This window comes from Kitasatospora mediocidica KCTC 9733 (genome assembly GCF_000744225.1).
In the GTDB taxonomy this organism is placed as follows: Bacteria; Actinomycetota; Actinomycetes; order Streptomycetales; family Streptomycetaceae; genus Kitasatospora; species Kitasatospora mediocidica.
Window position 1 is genome coordinate 1,492,943 of record NZ_JQLN01000007.1, and the last position, 15,989, is coordinate 1,508,931.

General features: G+C 72.3%; 15 protein-coding genes and 3 tRNA genes. 4 read left to right on the forward strand and 14 right to left on the reverse strand.

The genetic code is table 11. From position 1 onward, the window contains the following. Positions 1-145: 145 nt before the first annotated feature. Positions 146-1,147: a UDP-glucose 4-epimerase GalE gene (galE, locus tag BS80_RS36845; RefSeq protein ID WP_035806149.1), complete on the reverse strand. Its 1,002-nt coding sequence runs from the start codon at positions 1,145-1,147 to the stop codon at positions 146-148. Between the two features lie 120 nt (positions 1,148-1,267). After that, positions 1,268-2,575, reverse strand: a complete 1,308-nt coding sequence (locus tag BS80_RS36850; protein ID WP_035806151.1) for a hypothetical protein — start codon at positions 2,573-2,575, stop codon at positions 1,268-1,270. A gap of 187 nt (positions 2,576-2,762) precedes the next feature. On the opposite strand from BS80_RS36850, the gene BS80_RS36855 reads away from it, so the two are divergent. Continuing rightward, a complete protein-coding gene (locus tag BS80_RS36855) occupies positions 2,763-4,049 on the forward strand; it encodes an OFA family MFS transporter (RefSeq protein WP_051967671.1) in 1,287 nt (428 codons plus the stop codon). Positions 4,050-4,123: 74 nt separating this feature from the next. On the opposite strand, the gene BS80_RS36860 is transcribed toward BS80_RS36855, so the two are convergent. From BS80_RS36860 to BS80_RS42210, 9 genes are all read right to left on the reverse strand, one after another. After that, positions 4,124-4,196, reverse strand: a tRNA-Ala gene (locus BS80_RS36860). Between the two features lie 200 nt (positions 4,197-4,396). Continuing rightward, positions 4,397-4,469, reverse strand: a tRNA-Ala gene (locus BS80_RS36865). Between the two features lie 37 nt (positions 4,470-4,506). Beyond that, positions 4,507-4,579: transfer RNA gene (locus BS80_RS36870), tRNA-Ala, on the reverse strand. Between the two features lie 117 nt (positions 4,580-4,696). Next, positions 4,697-5,344: a histidine phosphatase family protein gene (locus BS80_RS36875; RefSeq protein ID WP_035807050.1), complete on the reverse strand. Its 648-nt coding sequence runs from the start codon at positions 5,342-5,344 to the stop codon at positions 4,697-4,699. Beyond that, a complete protein-coding gene (gene rsfS / locus BS80_RS36880; RefSeq protein WP_035807052.1) occupies positions 5,341-5,784 on the reverse strand; it encodes a ribosome silencing factor in 444 nt (147 codons plus the stop codon). The genes BS80_RS36875 and rsfS overlap by 4 nt, the downstream gene beginning before the upstream one ends. Before the next feature lie 95 nt (positions 5,785-5,879). Then, positions 5,880-7,688 carry a LytR C-terminal domain-containing protein gene (locus tag BS80_RS36885; RefSeq protein WP_035806153.1) on the reverse strand — a complete coding sequence of 603 codons (1,809 nt, stop codon included), beginning with the start codon at positions 7,686-7,688 and terminating at the stop codon, positions 5,880-5,882. Between the two features lie 68 nt (positions 7,689-7,756). Further along, entirely contained in the window at positions 7,757-8,380 is a 624-nt protein-coding gene (gene nadD, locus BS80_RS36890) for a nicotinate-nucleotide adenylyltransferase (protein ID WP_035806156.1), read from the reverse strand. Between the two features lie 135 nt (positions 8,381-8,515). Next, a complete protein-coding gene (locus BS80_RS42205; RefSeq protein ID WP_198045705.1) occupies positions 8,516-8,662 on the reverse strand; it encodes a hypothetical protein in 147 nt (48 codons plus the stop codon). A gap of 168 nt (positions 8,663-8,830) precedes the next feature. Further along, entirely contained in the window at positions 8,831-8,977 is a 147-nt protein-coding gene (locus BS80_RS42210; protein WP_198045706.1) for a hypothetical protein, read from the reverse strand. Positions 8,978-9,182: 205 nt separating this feature from the next. On the opposite strand from BS80_RS42210, the gene BS80_RS36900 reads away from it, so the two are divergent. The 3 genes from BS80_RS36900 to BS80_RS36910 all read left to right on the forward strand — a co-directional run bounded on the left by BS80_RS36900 (position 9,183) and on the right by BS80_RS36910 (position 12,864). Next, on the forward strand, positions 9,183-10,256 hold the full coding sequence (locus BS80_RS36900; protein WP_035806160.1) for a M48 family metallopeptidase: 1,074 nt from the start codon (positions 9,183-9,185) through the stop codon (positions 10,254-10,256). Positions 10,257-10,691: 435 nt separating this feature from the next. Further along, the gene (locus BS80_RS36905) at positions 10,692-11,369 is read left to right on the forward strand and encodes a response regulator transcription factor (RefSeq protein WP_035806162.1); all 678 of its coding nucleotides are present in this window, start codon (positions 10,692-10,694) and stop codon (positions 11,367-11,369) included. Then, the gene (locus BS80_RS36910) at positions 11,359-12,864 is read left to right on the forward strand and encodes a sensor histidine kinase (protein ID WP_051967672.1); all 1,506 of its coding nucleotides are present in this window, start codon (positions 11,359-11,361) and stop codon (positions 12,862-12,864) included. The genes BS80_RS36905 and BS80_RS36910 overlap by 11 nt, the downstream gene beginning before the upstream one ends. Here the strand turns inward: BS80_RS36910 and BS80_RS36915 are convergent. The 3 genes from BS80_RS36915 to BS80_RS36925 all read right to left on the reverse strand — a co-directional run bounded on the left by BS80_RS36915 (position 12,845) and on the right by BS80_RS36925 (position 15,979). Further along, positions 12,845-13,924 carry an SCO2583 family membrane protein gene (locus BS80_RS36915; RefSeq protein ID WP_035806163.1) on the reverse strand — a complete coding sequence of 360 codons (1,080 nt, stop codon included), beginning with the start codon at positions 13,922-13,924 and terminating at the stop codon, positions 12,845-12,847. The two genes, BS80_RS36910 and BS80_RS36915, sit on opposite strands and share 20 nt — an antisense overlap. A gap of 81 nt (positions 13,925-14,005) precedes the next feature. Continuing rightward, positions 14,006-14,614: an SCO2584 family spore wall biosynthesis protein gene (locus tag BS80_RS36920; RefSeq protein ID WP_035806164.1), complete on the reverse strand. Its 609-nt coding sequence runs from the start codon at positions 14,612-14,614 to the stop codon at positions 14,006-14,008. A 72-nt stretch (positions 14,615-14,686) separates the two neighbouring features. Continuing rightward, the gene (locus BS80_RS36925) at positions 14,687-15,979 is read right to left on the reverse strand and encodes a glutamate-5-semialdehyde dehydrogenase (RefSeq protein ID WP_035806165.1); all 1,293 of its coding nucleotides are present in this window, start codon (positions 15,977-15,979) and stop codon (positions 14,687-14,689) included. Between the last annotated feature and the right edge of the window lie 10 nt (positions 15,980-15,989).

The following is a 15,989-nucleotide window of genomic DNA, read 5'->3' on the forward strand; positions in this document are numbered from 1 at the left end:
GTCAGCGCGGCCGGCTAAGGAGCAGGCGCACGGTTCGCATGGGGTCAGGGTACCGCAGGCACACCCGGCCGGTGGCGAGAGGCCCGCGCCGCCCGCCACCGTCGGCAGCGTGAGGCCGGGCCCCAGCCGCCCCCGTCGGAAGCCGTCAGGCCCGTTCGGCGAGCCGCTCGTCGCGCAGCTCCGCCCAGCGCAGCGAGTCGTGGATGCCCTCGGCCAGCGAGTACTGCGGCGTCCAGCCGAGCAGCCGCGCCGCACGGTCGCTGCGGGTGTAGGCGCCCGCCACGTCACCCGGACGCGGCCCGGTCTCGACCACCGCGACCGGGGTCTCGACCACGCTGTTGAAGGCCGCCACCAGCTCGTTCACCGTGCTGCCGGTCCCGGTGCCCAGGTTGATCACGAACGACCGGGTGTCCCCCGCCAGCACCTCGTCGAACCGCCCGAGCGCGGCGACGTGCGCGGTCGCCAGGTCCCAGACGTGGATGTAGTCGCGGATCCCCGACCCGTCCCGGGTGGCGTAGTCCGTGCCGGTGATCCGGAACGGGGCGCCCTCCTCCTGGGCCTCGATGAGCTTGCCGACCGCATGGCTGGGCCGGCGCTGCTGGAGGCCGGTGCGCATCTTCGGGTCGGCGCCGATCGGGTTGAAGTAGCGCAGCGAGAGGATCCGGATCGGCTGGGTGGCGGCGATGTCGGCGAACATCGCCTCGCAGACGGCCTTGGTGCGCGCGTACGGGCTCTGCGGCGCGAGCGCGGAGTCCTCGTCGACGCTGAAGTCCTCGCCCGGCTCGTAGATCGAGCCCGACGAGCTGAAGACCATCCGGGCGCAGCCGTTGCGCAGCAGGTGCCCCACGAACTCCAGGCTCTTGGCGACGTTGGCCCGGTAGTAGCCCAGCGGGTCGCCCACCGAGTCCGGGACGACGATCAGCGCGGCGCAGTGCACGACGGCCTCGATGTCCGGGTGCTCGGCGAAGATCCGGTCGACCAGCGCGCCGTCGGCGATGTCACCCTCGTAGAACGCCCGGCCCTCGGTGAACTCCCGGCGTCCGGTCACCAGGCTGTCCAGCACGACGGGGGTGATGCCCGCGTCCAGGCAGGCCGAGCCGATGGTGCTGCCGATGAACCCGGCGCCACCGGAGATGAGTACCTTCATGCCGAAAACGCTCCTTCGTGTCCGCCCGATGATCAGGCTTCACCGCCCGAGCCTAGGGTCCGACGCGGCCGCGCGGCTCAGCGCCCCGGACAACAACCGGGCACGTCAGCTGACGTTCCGTCAATTCACGTCGGTCGAGAGCCGGGAGGCGGTGTCGAAGTCCCGCAGGGCGCGGGCCACCCGGGCGGACTGCATGCCGGCGGCCAGCCGGCGGGCCCGGTCGGCGATCGGGGCGGCCTGCCCGGGCTCGCCGGTGCGGCGGTAGGAGTCGGCCAGCCGGACCATCAACAGGGCCTTCGCGCGGGCCCGCTCGGGAGTCAGCTCGCGAACGGCCGACGCGAGCAGCACCCGGGCCCGCTCGTGGTCGCCGAGGAAGAGGTGGGCCTCGCCGACCATGCCGTCCAGGTCGGCCCGCCGCTGGCCCTCGTGGGGCTCGTCGGCGAGGGCCGCGAAGGCCTGCTCGGCCGCCTGCTCGGCGCCGGCCCGCTCGCCGCGGCGGCCGTGCGCCCGGGCGATCCGGCCCAGCTGGAGGGCGCGTTCGCCCGCACTGAGCGACCCCTCGGCCGCGCGCAGCGCGGTGTCGAGCATCGCCACGGTGTCCAGGCCGCGCCCGGCCGGTCCGTCGGTGGCCTGGACCGCGAGGCAGCCGACCACGCTCACCCCGAGCCGCGGGTCCCCCGAGACGTGGGCGGCGCGCAGCGCGGCGACGAAGGCGCGCTGCGCGGCGGCCTCGTTGCCCATGTCGTAGTCGGCCCAGCCGACCAGCCGGGCCAGCCGGCCGGCCGCGCCGTAGAGCCCGCGGCCCAGCGGCTCGTCCCAGGCGTACGAGCCGAGTTCCAGCAGCTTTCCCACCATCGAGAGTTCGGCCTTGGCCGGGGTGAGCACGAGGCCGCCGCCGCAGGACTGCTCCAGCCGCCGCTTGCTGTCATGGCTGATCCGCAGGTCGGCCAGCTGCTCGGGGGCGATCCGCAGCGCCCCCTCGCCGCCGGTGACGGGCGGCGGCGGGGAGGCCCAGTGCCGGGCCGCCAGCGCCAGTTCGTCGCCGCGGAACAGGTCGGTCAGCCGGACCGGGCCGGCCTCCGCCGCCGCCTCGCGCAGCGCGGTCTGCGCGGTGTCGGCGGTCCAGGGGTCGGTGAGCAGCTGGGGCGAGAGCGCCTTGGCGCCGCGGCGGCTGCCCATCCGCCCCCACAGCTGCTGGTACGTCACCGCGATCCCGACCGCGCGGCTGAGCACCTCGCAGACCGCCTGGTCGTGCGGCGCGCGCGGCACCATGCCCCGGTCGCGCCACTTGTACGGCGCGGTGGAGCTGATCGCCAGGTCGGCGGGCAGCACCAGGTTGACCTCCCGCGCCAGGCGTTCGGGGTTCCAGGCCAGCTGGTGCAGTATCCGCGCCAGCTCTTCGTTCCGCTTGCGCGCCAGGTCGGACATGGCTCGACCGTAGCGGGCCCGCCGGACGGACGGGCAACGGCCCCGACAGTCACTGTCCGTGATCAACGCCGCCGAACGGGCCAGCAGAATCACCCGGCTTTGGGCCGTACCGACGTTTCAACCGTAACCAGGAGTGCACGAAAGCCGTAGGACAGGTCGGAAATCCCCTGGTCCTCCCCTGGAAGCGGTGACCCCCGTGCTGTCCTCTGCCACCCTGACCCGTCCCCCGGCCGCACCCCCCGGCACCCCCCGGCCGCGCGGCCGGCTCGGCCGGATCGGCCGCCGCCGGGGCCTGGTAGCCGCCGCCGTGGTGCTGAACCAGCTCGCGTACGGCTCGGTCTACTCCTGGAGCATCCTGTCGGCCGGCCTGCAGTCACCGCAGAGCGGCTTCGCGCTCGGCCGGGACGAGGCCGGGCTGCCGTTCGCCACCGCGCACGCCCTGGTCTTCGTCGGCACGGTACTGGGCGGCCTGCTGATGAGCCGTCGCCCGCCGCGCGGGATCGCCGTGCTCGCCGGGGTGCTCTACGCCGGCGGCCTGTTGCTGGCCGGCTGCGCGAACGGCCGCGGCGACTTCTGGCTGGTGCTGCTCGGCTACGGCGTGATCGCCGGTGTCGGCCTGGGCCTGGGCTACATCGTGCCGACCACCATGCTGCAGAAGTGGTTCCCCTCGCACCGGGCGCTGGCGGCCGGCGTCGCCACCGGCGGCTTCGGCCTGGGCTCGGTGATCGGCGCGCCGCTGATGCGGGCCCTGGTGGCGCACTTCCACGCCGATCCGGCCCGGGCGCTGCTGGTGCTGGGCGGGATCTTCCTGGTGACCACGCTGACCGGCGCCGCGTTCTTCCGCAACCCGCCGCAGCCGACGGCCACCGCCGGGCGCGGCGCCCTGCGCGGCCACCGGACGGCGCAGGCGCTGCGCACCCCGCAGTGGTACCTGCTGACCGTCATCCTGCTCTTCAACACCGCCGCCGGAATCAGCATGCTCTCCGTGGTGGCCCCCGCGGCCGGCAGCCTGACCGGCCTGAGCCCGACCGCCGCCGCCGCGCTGACCGGCGCGCTCGGGGTGTTCAACACGGTCGGACGTCCGCTCTGGGGCTGGCTCTCGGGCCGCACCGGGCTGATGACCGCCTTCGTGCTGATGCTCACCTCGCAGGGGCTCTGCCTGATCGCGCTCTCCCAGGTCTCGACGCCGGCGATGTTCTTCCCGCTGGCCGCCCTGGTCTGCCTGTCCTTCGGCGGCGGCTTCGCCACCATGCCCGCCGTGGCGTCGGAGTTCTTCGGCCTGGCCCATGTCGGCGCGATCTACGGGCTGATGCTGATCGGGTGGAGCCTGGCCGGGATCTTCGGGCCGCTGCTGGTCTCCCGGCTGGCGGCGGACGCCGGATACGGCACGGCGTTCCTGGTGCTCGGCACGATCACCGTGGCCGCCGCCGCGCTGCCCTGGCTGACGTCCCGTCCGAAGCCGCTGCCGGCCTGACCGAGCTGACCGGCCCGGCGGTCCGGAAACGACTTGACCCACCTACCAGAGCTGGTAGGTGGGTCAAGTGTCTGTGGAGCTACGGAGAATTGAACTCCGGACCTCTTGCATGCCATGCAAGCGCTCTACCAACTGAGCTACAGCCCCAGACGTACTGCTCGTCACCAGCGGTTTCCCTCGGCGACACGTCTTACTTTACACGTTCCACGGGGTGCTCAACCAATCCGTTCCCCGCACCGCCCGCGACACCGCTCCCGGGCCCCGACACCACCCCGCTGCCCGGGCGCCTGGCGTCCGGGAACGCCGAAGGCCGGTATCCGTTTCGGATACCGGCCCTCGGTCTGTTGTGGAGCTACGGGGAATTGAACCCCGGACCTCTTGCATGCCATGCAAGCGCTCTACCAACTGAGCTACAGCCCCGCGACACACGTCGTCCTTGCGGACTCCTGGTGCGGAGTGGAGCTACGGGGAATTGAACCCCGGACCTCTTGCATGCCATGCAAGCGCTCTACCAACTGAGCTACAGCCCCGCACTCTCAGGATTTCCCCGCCGCCCGACCGGGCGGCGTTCTTTCCTGCGAACGAGGAAGACTCTAGCTGGTCAGGCCCGGAACTACGAAATCCCGGCTCGGAGACCGCGCAGGCCCTCAGGTGTCGTCACCGATCACGGGCTGCGGCAGCGTCCCCGCGTTGTGCTCCAACAGGCGCCAGCCGCGCGCGCCGTGGCCGAGGACCGACCAGCAGCAGTTGGAGAGTCCGCCGAAGCACTCCCACTGGGCCGGCTCCAGGCCGAGCAGCCGCCCGAGCATGGTGCGGATCGTCCCGCCGTGGCTGACCACGACCAGGGTGCCCCGGTCCGGCAGCTTGTCGACCGCCTCCAGCACGATCGGGACCGAGCGGTCCGCGACCTCGCTGCTCAGCTCGCCGCCACCACGCCGGACCGCCTCGCCGCGCCCCCACGCCTCGTACTGCTCGGGGAAGCCCGCGCGGATCTCGTCGTTGGTCAGGCCCTGCCACTCGCCCGCGTAGGTCTCCTGCAGGCCCGCGTGGTGCTGGACGTCCAGGCCGGTGAGCCTGGCCAGCTCGGCGGCCGTCGCGGCCGCCCGCTGGAGGTCCGAGGAGATCAACAGGTCGGGGCTCAGGCCGGCGAGCAGCCGGGCGGCCCGCCTGGCCTGCGCCACACCGGTCTCGGTCAGCGGAATGTCCGTGCTGCCCTGGAACCGCGACTCCAGGTTCCACGAGGTCTGTCCGTGACGCCAGAAGACGATCCGAGGGCCCCCCGCCCGGCCGTTCAGCTGAGGTCCTCGGCGAAACCGACGGCGTTGCCCGCCTCGTCGGAGACGGCGTCCTCGGGACGGTTGCGGGTCGCCATCGCGTCCGCCGGCAGCGGCAGCTCGGGGCAGTCCTTCCAGAGGCGGTCCAGGGAGTAGAAGGAGCGCTCCTCGGAGTGCTGGACGTGCACGACGATGTCCAGGTAGTCGAGCAGGATCCAGCGACCCTCGCGCTCGCCCTCGCGGCGCACCGGCTTGACGTCCAGCTGCTCGCGGAGCTGCTCCTCGATCTCCTCGGCGATCGCCTTGACCTGACGGTCGTTGGCGGCGGAGGCGATGAGGAAGGCGTCGGTGATCGACAGGACGTCGCTGACGTCGAAGGCGATCAGGTTGTGCGCAAGCTTGTCGGCCGCCGCCTGCGCGGCGACGGTGATCATTTCCTGCGAGCGGTCTGTTGCGGTCACGGTGTTCTTCCGGCTCGATGACATGGGTATGCACTCCAGGATCTCACGCCGCCGCCGCTCGCCCGGCCGGATTTCCCGCCTCCCGGGCCCGCCCGCTACTGCTTGGGCGCCTGGTAGTCCTTGCCCAGCACCACCACGAGGTCGGCGATCTGCGCGTCGGTGACCTTCTTCACTGCCGTCGCGGGCAGGCCGAGGCTGCTCGCCAGCGACTGCGCGGCGGCCGCCCGGGCGTCGTCGGTGTAGTGGATCTCGCTGGTGGCCTGGGTGGCCGGGGCCTTGCCACCGCCGGGCACGAAGTTGAGGCCCGCGTTGACCACCTGGACCTGCGCGGCGGCGGCCGCCTGGTCGTTCCCGGAGGCGTCCAGGATGCTGACCCGGGCCGGTGCGCTGTTGGCGGCGGCGGTGTGCACGGTGCCGCCGAGCACGTCCTTGACCTGCGGACCCGCGGCGGCCTGGTCCAGCGTGCCGTCCGGCCGGACCGCCAGCGTGCTGACGCCGAAGTGGCCGGCCTGGGCCTGCTGGGACAACTCGACGAGCAGGCCGGCCAGCGCCTTCTCCGGCAGCGACGGGTCCAGCACCGCGTTCATCCGGTGCACGTCGTCGGTGGCGTCGGGCAGGTTGGTCGGCATGGCGCGGACCAGCGCGTCCAGCACCTGGCCGAACCGGGCCAGCTGGGCGTCCGGACTCTCGCCGGGGGCCTGGTAGGTGGCGTAGACCACAGCGGTCTGTCCGGTCAGCGTGCGCTGCTGGCCCTTCTCGACCAGCACCGCGCCGTTGCCGTCCAGGATCTGTACGTTCGTGTCCACCTTGATCCCGCCGAGCTGGGAGACCAGCAGCTGGAGGTAGGGGGTGTCCAGCCGCCAGGTGCCCGCCACCGGAGCGCCCAGCAGGTTGCCCAGCGCGTCCCGGGTGGGCGCCGTGCCGATGCCGTCCATCGCCTTGTTCAGCGGGCTGGCCGCCGCGTCGGCGGAGGCCGGCAGCTGCAGGTCGCCGGGCAGCATCAGCGCCGAACCCTTGTGCCCGGACGCGTCGTTGACGAGCAGCGCGGTGCTCACGTTGCCCTGCAGGTCGCGCAGGTGGACGACCACGACGCTGCGCGGTCCGGCCGCGGCGGCCGCCGACTGGTTGCCGTCGAGGGCGCCGCTGAAGTAGAGGTAACCGGTGCCGCCGGCCGCCACCAGGGCCAGCGCGACCACGGCGCCGATCGCCCGGCTGCGCAGCTTGCGGCGGCGCTCGTCGCGGCGCTCGGTGCGCGACTCGGCGAACTTCAGCCAGTCGATGACGTCCTCGGTCTCCTCCGCCTGCTCGTCGACGAAGGTGAACTCACCGGTCTGGTACGGGTCCTGGTCATCGCCCTGGGCCGGCTTGGCGACACTGCGCCGACCGCCGACCTGCTCGGAGGGCGCACTGGGCCGGGCGGCGGCCGGCATCGCGGCCGCGGGCGGAGCGCTGCGCGGACGCGGCGGCCGGGCCACCGGCGGCGCCTGCGGGGCGGCGGCCTGCGGCACGGCGGGCTGCACAGGCTGCACGGGCTGGACCGGGGCGGCGTAGGCCTGCGGCGGCTGGGCGTACGGGTCGTACGGCTGCTGCTCGTACGGCACGAAACCCTGCGGCGCCTGGTGTTGCTGCTGGTGCTGCTGCGCGTACGGGTCGTAGGACTGCTGCTCGTAGGTCTGGCCGTACGGCTGCTGCTGGTACTGCACGTACTGCTGCTCGTACTGGCCCTGCTGTTCGTACGACTGCGCCGGCTGCTGCTGGTGCTGCTGCTGCGCGTACGGGTCGTAGGACTGCTGCTCGTACGGCTGCTGCTCGTACGGCTGGCCGTACCCCTGCTGGGCCTGCGGGTACTGCCCGGTGGACCAGTCGCCGTCCTCGGGTCCCCTGCGGTCTGCCGATCCGGTCACGCCGTCCCTCAGGTCTTCCGTGTGGGCCGGGCTGTCGCCCCGCCGTCGTACGTCCTCTGCCCGTCGGCTCAGCCGGCGTCCACGTAGAGCGCCCGCTTGTCGATGTAGCGCACCACGCCGTCGGGGACGAGGTACCAGACCGGTTCGCCCTTGGCGACCCGGAGTCGGCAGTCGGTGGAGGAGATGGCCAACGCGGGCACTTCGACCAGCGAGACACCGCCGGCCGGCAGCCCGGCGTCCGTCAGAGTGTGCCCCGGCCGCGTGCATCCGATGAAGTGGGCGAGCGAGAAGAGTTCCGCGGCGTCCCGCCAGGAAAGGATCTGCGCGAGGGCGTCGGCGCCGGTGATGAAGAAGAGGTCGGCGTCGGGGTGCAGGGCCCGCAGGTCGCGCAGGGTGTCCACGGTGTAGGTGGGGCCGGTGCGGTCGATGTCGATCCGGCTGACCGAGAACTGCGGGTTCTCGGCCGTCGCGATCACGGTCATCAGGTAGCGGTCCTCGGCGGCCGACACCGGCCGGCCCGTCTTCTGCCAGGGCTGCCCGGTGGGGACGAAGATCACTTCGTCGAGGTGGAACGCGCTCGCGACCTCGCTCGCGGCGACCAGGTGACCGTGGTGGATCGGGTCGAAGGTGCCGCCCATGACGCCGATCCGCTCACGCCCGCGCGGTCGCGCCGTCGGCCTGCTCTCTCCCATGCCGCCACACCTTACGCGACCCGGATGACCGGGGTCCGGCCTGCCCTGGCCTGCCCGTACCCGCCCGCGCCGAAGGGAGCGTCCCCGCACCTCGGAGCGCTCCCGGCCCAGCGGACCCGCGTCGGAGCCGGTGGCTCAGCGGTCCCGGTTGAACCTGGTGGTCAGGAAGAGCAGCAGCAGCAGGATGCCCAGCGCGCAACCGCCGGTGAGCAGCGGCTGGAGGCTGTTGTGGTTGCCGCCCTCGGCAAGGGTGGCCAGGCGGGGCAGAACGTTGGAGGTCATGATCGGCAGGGCCTTCTCGACTCGGTGGCGGGCCAGGACGCGAGTCCCGGCGACCTGGGCGGCCGCGCGCTCATCGTACGGGGCCGCCGGGTGCAACCGCGCGGCGGCTCCCCGCGTCTGACTCGGGGTAGGAAGCCTGTCAGCCGACGGCTACCGGACGGGCCGTCCTCAGTTGTCGCGGCCGGCCCGGACCAGGATCCAGCCCAGCAGGACGACGCCCACGATCGATGCGATCACGACCAGCCGGAGGAACAGCCCGGGGCCGCTCTCGTTGGAGATCGGTCCGGCCAGGTTCACCAGGGCGGTGGGGGACATCGGCGGGCTCCTCGGGGGTGGTGTGTCGCTCGGGGAGTCAGCCTAGACCCGGGTATACCGGACAGCCGCCACCACCCCCGGCGGGGACGCCCGCACGGCGTACGCTCTGCCCGGGGACGAGTACACACAGGCAGGCGTTGAACATTCGAACAGCGGGGGCCGGCGTCGTGCCGGGACCGGCGTCGAGCAGGAGGTACTCAGCACTATGACCGATTCCACCCGTGGCACCGACCCGCTCGCCAAGGGCAGCGCGCCGAGCCGTCGTCGTCAGCGCTTCCCCGAGATCTCCAGCCGGGCGTGGGAGCACCCGGCGGACCGCTCGGCGCTGGTCGCGCTGCGCAAGCTCAGCGGTTTCGACGACATCCTGAAGAAGCTGGCGGGGCTGGTCTCCGAGCGCAGCGTGCGGCTGATGTTCCTGGCCACCGCGGTGAAGACCTCCGAGCGCCAGTTCCCGGAGCTGTTCGACATGGTCCGCGACGCGGCGTACATCCTGGACCTGGAGAAGGTCCCGGACCTGTACGTGACGCAGGACCCGCAGGTCAACGCCATGTGCATCGGCATGGACACCCCGGTCATCGTGGTCACCAGCGGCCTGGTCGACCTGCTCGACGAGGAGGAGCTGCGGGCCGTGATCGGCCACGAGGTCGGGCACGCGATGTCCGGGCACGCGGTCTACCGGACGATGCTGCTGATCCTCACCAACCTGGCCACCCGGGTCGGTTGGATACCGCTCGGCAACCTCGCCATCATGGCGCTGGTCACCGCGCTCAAGGAGTGGTTCCGCAAGGCCGAACTCTCCTGCGACCGGGCCGGCCTGCTGGCCGGCCAGGACCCGCAGGCCTCGATGCGCGGTCTGATGAAGCTGGCCGGCGGCCACAACCTCGGCGAGATGAACGTCGACGCGTTCCTGGAGCAGGCCGAGGAGTACGACAAGGCCGGCGACCTGCGCGACAGCGTGCTGAAGCTCCTCCAGGTGCTGCCGCAGACCCATCCGTTCGCGGTCGTCCGGGTAGCCAAGCTGAAGCAGTGGTCGGAGAGCGAGGAGTACCGCTCGATCCTGGCCGGCGCCTACCCGCGCCGCACGGACGACCCGGACGCCAGCGTCTCCGACCAGTGGAAGGCCGCGTACGACTCGTACGGCAAGTCCGTGAAGGAGAGCAAGGACCCGCTCTTCAGCCTGATCCGCGACATCGCGGACGGCGCCGGATCGGTCGGCGGCAAGCTGCGCGACACCTTCGCCGGGTCGCGGGGTTCCGGTTCGCAGGACACCCCCGAATAACAACGGTGGCCCCGGGAACTCCCGTTCTGAGTAGACACTCAGGGCGGGAGTTCCGTCGGCTCTCAGCCGACCCAGCGGTGGACCGTGACTCCCCCGGTCCACCAGTCTTCGCCGAGCCAGTGGTAGCCGGCCCCCTTCAGCGTCACCGTCGGTGCTCCGAGCCCGTCACAGCAGCGAACCGCCTCGTCGACTATTCCGAGGCCGGGCCCGGTGGTCTACGCACGCCAGTTCCCGATGAGCAGAACGGCGCAGCAGTCGAACACCGAAATGACAGCGACCAGCCAGCGGAGAAGGCGTCGTGAATTCATGGTCGGAATGCTAGGCAAATAGGGCTGAAGATCCCCTGAAAGAACCTGAGGAATTCTTCAGAACGGATTTTCCCGGCACATCAGGCAATGGCCTTGCCCAGTCCGGGAATTAACCTATGCTGACGCAATGCATCTGTTGATGGTCGAGGACGAAGAACGGCTGGCGCAGTCGCTCAGCCAGGGGCTGCGGGCCGAGGGCTACGCGGTGGACGTGGTGGGCGACGGCCTCAGCGGGCTCGAACTCGCCCGCTCCGGCAGCTACGACGCCATCGTGCTCGACCTGATGCTGCCCGGCATGAACGGATTCCGGGTCTGCCGGGAACTGCGCCGCGAAAACAACGCGGTGCCGATCCTGATGCTCACCGCGAAGAACGGCGAGTACGACGAGGCCGAGGCGCTGGACTGCGGCGCCGACGACTTTCTCAGCAAGCCGTTCTCGTATGTCGTCCTGACCGCCCGGCTGCGCGCGCTGTTGCGCCGCGGCGGGGCGAGCCGACCCGCCGTCCTGGCCGTCGGCAACCTGCGGATCGACCCGGCGGCCCGCCGGTGCACCGCGGGCGAGAACGTCATCAAACTCACCAACAAGGAGTTCGGCGTGCTGGAAACCCTGATGAGGCGACCGGACCAGGCGGTGCCCAAGGCCGAAATCCTGGACGGCGTCTGGGACTCGGCCTTCCGCGGCGACGTGAACATCGTCGAGGTCTACGTCGCGGCGCTGCGCCGCAAACTGCACGCGGCCGGGGCCGGCTGCCTGATCGAGACCGTCCGCGGCATCGGCTACCGGGTGGTGTCCGATGCCCGCTGAGAACCGTGTCCTGCGGTGGCTCCCCCGCTGGCGCAAGCTCGCGGTCCGCACCCGGGCCGCGCTGGCCGCCGCGGCCGCAGCGGCGCTGGCCTTCACGCTGGCCACCGTGCTGGCGGGCAGCGCGGTGAGCAGCACCATGATGAGCCAGGAGGAGGACCACGCCTGGCGCACCGGGCAGAGCATCGCCTACGGCATACCGAACGCCCCGCAGGAGCCGTACGCGGACGCCTCGTACGTGGTGACCGACGCGAACGGGACGTGGCTGCGCAGCACCAACCTGTTCAACGAGTACACCGCCGAGACCGGCTACGGCCGCCCCGGTGTCCAACCGCTGCCGCTGCCCACCTACAACATGAACACGATCGCGACCCAGACGGTCCAGTTCCACTTCCCCGGCACGAGCTACACCAAGCACTCGATCGCCGGGCGGACCGTCACCCTCCTGGTCTTCCCGACCAATCCGATGACCACCGCCGACCTGCTCAAGTACACCGGCCGGCCGAACCTGCCGCCGCAGACCCCGCGCATCTACATCCTGGTCAGCCCGCTGGACGCCGAGGCGGCCGCCGCCAACGTCACCCACCTGCTGGCCTGGTACCTGATCCCCTGGGGCACCCTGTTCGTCGCTCTGGTCGCCTGGCTGGTGACCGGTCTGGCGCTGCGGCCGGTCGAGCGGATCCGGCGCCGGATGGCCGAGATCGGCGAGGGCGCCTTCCACGAACGCGTCCCCGTGCCGCACACCCGGGACGGCATCGCCCGGCTGGCCCGGACCACCAACAGCACGCTGGACCGGCTGGAACAGGCCCTCGCCCAACAGCGCCAGCTGGTCGCGGACACCTCGCACGAGCTGCGCAGCCCGCTCGCGGTGCTGCGCAACTCGCTGGAGGTTCCGCTGGCCCACCCCGAGGGCGTGGACTGGCCCACCGTGGTCGAGGGGGCGCTGAGCGACACCGGCCGCCTACAGGACCTCACCGACGACCTGCTGCTGCTGGCCTGCCCCGCGCAGAGCACCGACCGCGCCCAGCGCGTCGAGCTGCACGACCTGGTCTCCGAGCAGATCGCCGAACGGGCCCACGCCCCCGGCCCGCCACGCTGGACGACCACGCTGGACAGCACCACCGTGCCGGGCAGTGAGCTACTGGTCGGCCGACTGGTCCGCAACCTGCTGGACAACGCGGCGCGTTACGCGGTCGACGAGGTCAGCGTCACGCTGGTCCGCGACGACACCTCGCTGATACGCGACAACCGCTGGGCGGTCCTGACGGTCGGCGACGACGGCCCGGGCATTGCGCCGGAGGACCGCGAGCGGGTCTTCGAACGCTTCGTCCGCCTCGACAGCGCCCGCGACCGGGCCACCGGCGGCGCCGGCCTGGGCCTGGCGCTGGCCCGCACCATCGCGGAGGGCCTCGGCGGCTCGGTCCAGGCCGTCGAACCGCTCGACGGGCGCGGGGCCCGGCTGGTCGTGCGACTGCCGCTCAGCCCGCCGTCGGCGTAGCCGCCAGCACGCCGCACTGCTGCCAGGCCGGCTGCCCGTGGTTGGCCGGGTCGACCGAGCCGGGCGAGGCAGCGGTGGAGCCGGCCGACAGCGGCTGGAGATAGACGCTCTGGGCGGCGCCACACGCGGTGGGCCCGGCCTGCACCACCGCGTCGATCAGCCGAAGCTGGCCGTTGGCGATGTCGGTGCGGTCCAGATCCATCCGGACGTCCCGGCGCACGGTGTAGAGGCTCACCTGCCCGGTGGCCGCGGTTCCCGCCGCGACCGCCGGGCGCAGCGCGTACACCAGGGTGTCGTCACTGGTGATCTCCAGCATCGAGGAGTTCAGCTCGGCGATCCTGACCGTGCCGGCCACCTTCACGGTGTCCGAGGCCAGCGAGACCCTGGCCGGGTCGAAGCGGACCACCCAGCCGGTCAGGGCGTGGTGCTGGTCGTCGGTCGGGCTCGACACGCTGGCGTCGAACTGACCCTGCTCGGACGGTGCCAGCAGGGTCCGGACCGGGAGGGTGGCACCGTCGGTGAGCGTCTGCGCGCTGAGCTCGGAGACCTCCAGATAGCTCTGCACGGTCAACAGCGCCTGGGTGACCTCGGCCTGGCTGAAGTGCGCGGTGCTCGCCTTGGTGGGTATCCCCAGGCCCGCGGCGCCGTCGGCGAAGCCCGCGGCGGCGCCGAGCGAGGCGAACGGGGAGGCCGCGTCGACGGCCGCCACCGTGCCGCCGGCCGGAGCCAGCGCGGTGAACTCGCTGGTCAGCTGGGTCCCGGAGCCCGCGCCCTGGTCGCGCTGCGGAGCGCTCACCCCGAAGTAGACCGCGGCGCTGAAGGCCATCACGATGAGCAGCAGCAGGGTCAGCGCCTGGCGCGGCAGCGAGGCCAGCGTACCCAGGCCCAGCCGCCGCCGGACCGGGTGCGCCCAGCCGCCGCCGAGCCGCTCGCTGGCGGACAGCTCCTGGATCCGGGCAGCCCGCACGAAGGATTCGTCGAAGACGACGGATCGGTATTCGTCATCGCTTCCGGATCCGCCCTCGGGCGCACCATCCGGAGGATCACCCGGGTCACCCATACGTCAAGAGTAGAGCGCGAACGGCGTCCGGAACGAGGCCCGCGGCGCAACTTCCACAGCGGTCCGACACGGCGGGCGGCCTCACCCGGCGGGCAGCGGTACGGCGGAGACGGCCGCCGTCGCGGGACCGGCCGGAACGGCGGGCTGGACCGGGACGTAGCTGCTGCTACTGCCCACCCCGGGGTGCCGTCCGGGCGCGCTGCCGGCGCCGCCGGAGCCGCGGTAGACGGCGGCGACCGCGACGGCCACCAGGCTGGCGCCCATCAGGACCACCAGCACCCAGGCCACCGGCCGGTGCCAGCGCTGCTGGGCGACCTGGCCGCGCCCCAACTGCGCACGCGAGCCGTAGCCGGGCCAGCGGGTCGCGCGACGGCGCGCGGCCGGGCGTCGGGGGCCGACCCAGGGGTCGGTGTAGATCCGGTCGTCGTCCAGGCCCGACGGGTGCGGCCGCAGCTCCAGCGGCAGACCGTCGTACCCCTCGGGGCCGGCCGGTTCCAGGGCCCAGCCGGGCACCGCCTCCGGCTCCAGCCGGGCCTCGGCGGCGGCGAGCTGCCGCTCGCGGGCGGTCGGCTCGTGCACGGCGGCCGAGCGGACGAAAGCCTCGTCGAAGACCACGGTGGCGAACTCGTCGTCCGCTCCACCGTGGTCGGCGCCGTCGGAGTACGGCGAGCCCCCCACATCCTCAGCCACGGGATTCAATGTATTACCGAGGGAGCGATTTGTCTGTGGCTCGGGGCACTTGGCCTCCGTACAGGCGTACGTTCAGCCCCCGACGGTCTGCGTCGCCTCGCCGCGGACATGCCCGTCACCGGTCACGACGTACTTGGTGGAGGTCAGCTCCGGCAGGCCCATCGGGCCCCGGGCGTGCAGCTTCTGGGTCGAGATGCCGATCTCGGCGCCGAAGCCGAACTCACCCCCGTCGGTGAACCGGGTCGACGCGTTGACGGCCACCGTCGCGGCGTCCACCAACTGGGTGAAACGGCGGGCGGCGGCCTGCGAGGTGGTCACGATCGCCTCGGTGTGGCCGGAGGACCAGCGGCGGATGTGCTCCACGGCGGCGTCCAGCGAGGGGACCACCGCGGCGGCGAGGTCGTAGGAGAGGTACTCGGTCTCCCAGTCCTCCTCGGTGGCGGGAACGACGGTGGCCGGGCCGCCCTCGGCCGCCTTGAGCACCGCTTCGTCGCCGTGCACCGTCACGCCGGCCTCGGCCAGCGCCGCCAGCGCGAGCGGCAGGAAGGCCTCCGCGACGTCCTGGTGGACCAGCAGGGTCTCGGCGGAGTTGCAGACACTGACCCGCTGCGCCTTGGAGTTGAGCAGGATGCCGACCGCCATCGCCAGGTCGGTCTGCGCGTCCACGTAGACGTGGCAGTTGCCGGTGCCGGTCTCGATCACCGGGACGGTCGAGCCCTCCACGACGGTACGGATCAGCGAGGCCCCGCCGCGCGGGATCAGCACGTCCACCAGGCCGCGGGCGCGCATCAGCTCGGTGACCGAGTCCCGGCTCTCGCCCGGGACCAGCTGGATCACGTCGGCGGGCAGGCCGGCCGACACCACCGCGTCGCGCAGCACCTCGACCAGCGCGGTGTTGGAGCGGTAGGCCGAGGCCGAACCGCGCAGCAGCACCGCGTTGCCGGACTTCAGGCAGAGCGCGGCGGCGTCCGCGGTCACGTTGGGGCGGGCCTCGTAGATGATGCCGACCACGCCGAGCGGGACCCGCACCTGGCGGACGTCCAGGCCGTTGGGCAGCGTGTAGCCGCGCAGCACCTCGCCGACCGGGTCGGGCAGCGCGGCGACGTCCCGCACGTCGGAGGCGATCGCGATGATCCGCTCGACCGTGAGGGTGAGCCGGTCCACCACCGACTCGGCGGTGCCGGCCGCCCGGGCCCGGGCGACGTCCTCGGCGTTGGCCGCGGTGATCTCGGGCGTGCGGGCCACCAGCGCGTCGGCCATCGCCACCAGCGCTGCGTCCTTCAGCGAGCGCGGCAGCGGGGCGAGTGCGGCGGCAGCCGCACGGGCTCGGCGCGCGGTGGCGAGGACAGGGCTGTCGGTAGTCATGCCCCGAAGC

Bases quoted from the DNA above. Each gene is read 5' to 3' on its own strand.
- BS80_RS42210 (WP_198045706.1), bottom strand. From the start codon at position 8,977: ATGTCCCCCACCGCCCTGGTGAACCTGGCCGGACCGATCTCCAACGAG.
- nadD (WP_035806156.1), bottom strand. From the start codon at position 8,380: ATGGGAGAGAGCAGGCCGACGGCGCGACCGCGCGGGCGTGAGCGGATC.
- BS80_RS36925 (WP_035806165.1), bottom strand. From the start codon at position 15,979: ATGACTACCGACAGCCCTGTCCTCGCCACCGCGCGCCGAGCCCGTGCG.
- BS80_RS36905 (WP_035806162.1), top strand. From the start codon at position 10,692: ATGCATCTGTTGATGGTCGAGGACGAAGAACGGCTGGCGCAGTCGCTC.
- BS80_RS42205 (WP_198045705.1), bottom strand. From the start codon at position 8,662: ATGACCTCCAACGTTCTGCCCCGCCTGGCCACCCTTGCCGAGGGCGGC.
- galE (WP_035806149.1), bottom strand. From the start codon at position 1,147: ATGAAGGTACTCATCTCCGGTGGCGCCGGGTTCATCGGCAGCACCATC.
- BS80_RS36850 (WP_035806151.1), bottom strand. From the start codon at position 2,575: ATGTCCGACCTGGCGCGCAAGCGGAACGAAGAGCTGGCGCGGATACTG.
- BS80_RS36900 (WP_035806160.1), top strand. From the start codon at position 9,183: ATGACCGATTCCACCCGTGGCACCGACCCGCTCGCCAAGGGCAGCGCG.
- BS80_RS36915 (WP_035806163.1), bottom strand. From the start codon at position 13,924: ATGGGTGACCCGGGTGATCCTCCGGATGGTGCGCCCGAGGGCGGATCC.
- BS80_RS36910 (WP_051967672.1), top strand. From the start codon at position 11,359: ATGCCCGCTGAGAACCGTGTCCTGCGGTGGCTCCCCCGCTGGCGCAAG.